The following is a 3223-nucleotide window of genomic DNA, read 5'->3' on the forward strand; positions in this document are numbered from 1 at the left end:
CGGGATCCGTCCCAGCCAGACTTGGGCGTCGGTGACGGTGAGCTGGGTTCCGCCCCGGCCATAGCAGATCGGGCCGGGGTCGGCGCCGGCGCTCTCCGGCCCCACCTTGAGGACGCCGCCCAGGTCGACCCGGGCGATTGAGCCGCCGCCGGCGCCGATGGTGTCGATGCGGATCATCGGCGTTTTGATCGGGCAGCCGCCCAAGACCGTCTCGCTGGTCCATTCCAATCCGCCGTCGATCAGGCTCATGTCGGTCGAGGTGCCGCCGATGTCGAGGGTGAGGGCCTTGTCGAAGCCGGCCCGTTTCAAGATTTCGAGGGCGCCGAGCGCGCCGCCGGCCGGGCCCGAAAGCAAGGTCCACAAGGCCTGGTTCGAAGCTTCCTTCGGCGAAAGGCTGCCGCCGTTCGACTGCATCACCCGAACCGGATGGCGGAGCTTGGCCTGCAGCCGCGTCAAATAGCGCGACATCTTCGGGGCGACGTAGGCGTTGACGCAGGTCGTGGAGATCCGTTCGTATTCCCGAAACTCGGGGCAGATCTCGGAAGAAAGCGAGATCGGCGCCTTCAGGGATTGAAGGGCCCGGGCCAAGCGCCGCTCGTGGGCCGGATCGGCGTAGGCGTGAAGTAGCCCGATGGCGAGAGCCTCGAAGCGGTGCTTTTTGAGCTCCCGGAGCAAGCGCTTCAGCTCGGCCTTTTCCAATTTCCGCAAAACCGCTCCACCCGGCCCCAGCCTTTCCGCGACGCCGAAGCGGAGCCGGCGCGGGACCAAAGCGGCGGGTCGCCAAGGCTCCAGCTCGTAGAGGCGGGGCCGGTTTTGCCGACCGATCTCGAGGACGTCTTCGAAACCGGCGGTCGTCAAAAGGGCGACCCGGGCGCCTCGGCGCTCGAGCAGGGCGTTGGTGGCCACCGTGCTGCCGTGGATCAGGAGGCAGGGCCCGGAGATCTTCATCTCGGCCAGGCCCTGGAGGATGGCGCGGGAGGGGTCGGCCGGGGTCGAGGGCCGCTTATGGCTGCGGAAACCGCCGCCGCTCAGGGCGAAGAAATCGGTAAAGGTCCCGCCGGTGTCGACGGCCACGATGGAAGGGCCGGGAAAAGGGCCTTTTCGGGGCATGGTGGGATGGAATATCAAATCTTGGTAGGAAGGAAATCGCTTTGTTAAGGTAGGCCGATGCCCGGAAACGCCGAAAAAAATCTCTACGAGCATCTTCCCCGCTCGCCCGGGGTTTATCTGATGAAGAGCGCCAAAGGCGAGATCCTCTACGTCGGCAAGGCCGCCAACTTGCGCTCACGGGTGGCGAGCTATTTCGCCAAGGATTCGGGCGAGCGTTACCAGGTGCGCTTTCTCATCTCCAAGGTCGGCTCGGTCGAAGCCATCCTGACCGACAACGCCAAGGAAGCGCTTCTCCTCGAGAACACCCTGATCAAGAAGCATCGGCCGCGCTACAACGTCAACCTCAAGGACGACAAAAGCTACGTCAGCATCAAGCTCTCGATCCGCGACGAATTTCCCCGGATCTACGTCACCCGCAAGATCCGCAAGGACGGCAGCCTTTACTTCGGGCCTTATTCCTCGGCCTGGGCTTCGCGCGAGGTCGCCGATTTCATCGACAGCCATTTCAAGCTTCGGACCTGCGGCGATCATGAGTTCCGCAACCGGGTCCGGCCTTGCCTTCAATACCAGATTCACCGCTGCGACGCGCCTTGCGTCGGCTACGTGAGCCGCGAGGACTATGTCAAGCTGGTGCAGCAGGCCCGTCTTTTCCTCGAAGGCCGGGCCGAGGAGCTGAAGAAGAATCTCCGCGACCTGATGGCCAAGAGCGCCGAGGCCGAATCATACGAAGAGGCGGCCCGCTACCGCGACCTGCTCTCCGACGTCGAGCGAACCCTCGAGCGGCAGAAGGTGGTGAGCCACCGCCAGGTCAGCCGCGACGTCGTCGGCTTCCACCGCGAGGGCGAGGCGGCCACGATTTATTTGATGATGGTCCGCGAAGGAGCCTTGCAAGAAAGCCGGACATTCCACTTCAAGTCCTTGGAGGAGGATGGGGAGCTGGTCTCGAACTTCCTGCTGCAGTATTACGCCGAAGGCCAATTCCTGCCGGCCGAGATTCTCTTGGGCGCGGCGGTGGAGGAGAGTGAAACTCTGTCCGAAATCCTTTCGGAGCGGGCCGGCCGCAAAGCCGGGCTCCTCGTTCCCCAGCGCGGCGAGAAGCTCTCCTTGCTTCAGCTCGCCCATCAAAACGCCCGCCAGGCTTTTCAGGCCCGAGGCCAGCGGGATAAAGACTCCGAGCAGGCCCTGGCCGACCTCCAGCGCCGGCTCGAGCTGAACCGATTGCCGCGGACCATCGAGTGCTACGACATCAGCAATATCCAAGGCCGGGACTCGGTGGGCTCGATGGTTTGCTTCCAAGACGGCAAGCCCAATCGCCGGGGCTACCGCCATTTCAAGATTCGGACCGTCGAGGGCGCCAACGACTTCGCTTCGATGTACGAGGTCTTGAGCCGCCGTCTGCGCCGGGCCACCGAGAATCCCGAGAAGTGGGCCTTGCCCGATCTCTTCGTCATCGACGGCGGCAAGGGCCAGCTCAACGCGGCTCTCCAGGCCTTCCGCGACCGTAACTTGACCGGCATCGACATCGTGGCCTTGGCCAAGAGCAAGCTGATTGAGGAGGAAGGCCGGACCGTGTCCGCCGAAGCTCGCGCCAGCGAGCGAAGGAGGAGCGAAGAGCGGGTCTTCCTTCCCAACCGCAAGGACCCGATTTTCTTTCCGGCGAATTCCTCGGCCCTCTACATCCTGGTTCAGATCCGCGACGAGGCCCATCGCTTCGGCATCGAGTACCACCGCAAGCTCCGCAAGAAGCGCGGCCTGAAGTCGGCCTTGGAAGAGATTCCGGGCATCGGCCCGGCTCGGCGAAAGGCCCTGCTCAAGCATTTCGGCAGCGTCAAGCGGCTCAAGGAAAGTCCCGCCGAGGAGATCGCCGCCGCGATCGAAGTGTCTTTGAGCTTCGCCGAGGGGATCAAGGCGCGTCTTGAAAGCGCTACGCCCTGAACGGGCTCAGAATGACCTTGCCTCCGAGATGACACTACGAGTCATTTCTGTACTTATCGTCAAACAATTGACAATCACTTTGATAAATTGACTAGGGATTCAATTGACAGGAAACATGCGCTCTTTTGTTTTATGTACATATTTGGACACCGATAAATCTAAATCCCTAAATTTAATC

At 62.4% G+C, this 3223-nt stretch carries 2 protein-coding genes; one reads left to right on the forward strand and one right to left on the reverse strand.

All coding sequences use genetic code 11. The features are described 5' to 3' along the window. Positions 1-1110 (reverse strand): hydantoinase/oxoprolinase family protein (locus tag VJR29_06925; GenBank protein HKY63134.1); only part of this gene is annotated, 1110 nt, incomplete at its 3' end. A gap of 57 nt (positions 1111-1167) precedes the next feature. Between VJR29_06925 and uvrC the strand changes: the two genes are divergently transcribed. Further along, positions 1168-3045: an excinuclease ABC subunit UvrC gene (gene uvrC, locus VJR29_06930; GenBank protein ID HKY63135.1), complete on the forward strand. Its 1878-nt coding sequence runs from the start codon at positions 1168-1170 to the stop codon at positions 3043-3045. Positions 3046-3223 lie beyond the last annotated feature (178 nt).

The organism is bacterium (assembly GCA_035281585.1).
In the GTDB taxonomy this organism is placed as follows: domain Bacteria; phylum UBA10199; class UBA10199; order DSSB01; family DSSB01; genus DATEDP01.

Bases quoted from the DNA above. Each gene is read 5' to 3' on its own strand.
- uvrC (HKY63135.1), top strand. From the start codon at position 1,168: ATGCCCGGAAACGCCGAAAAAAATCTCTACGAGCATCTTCCCCGCTCG.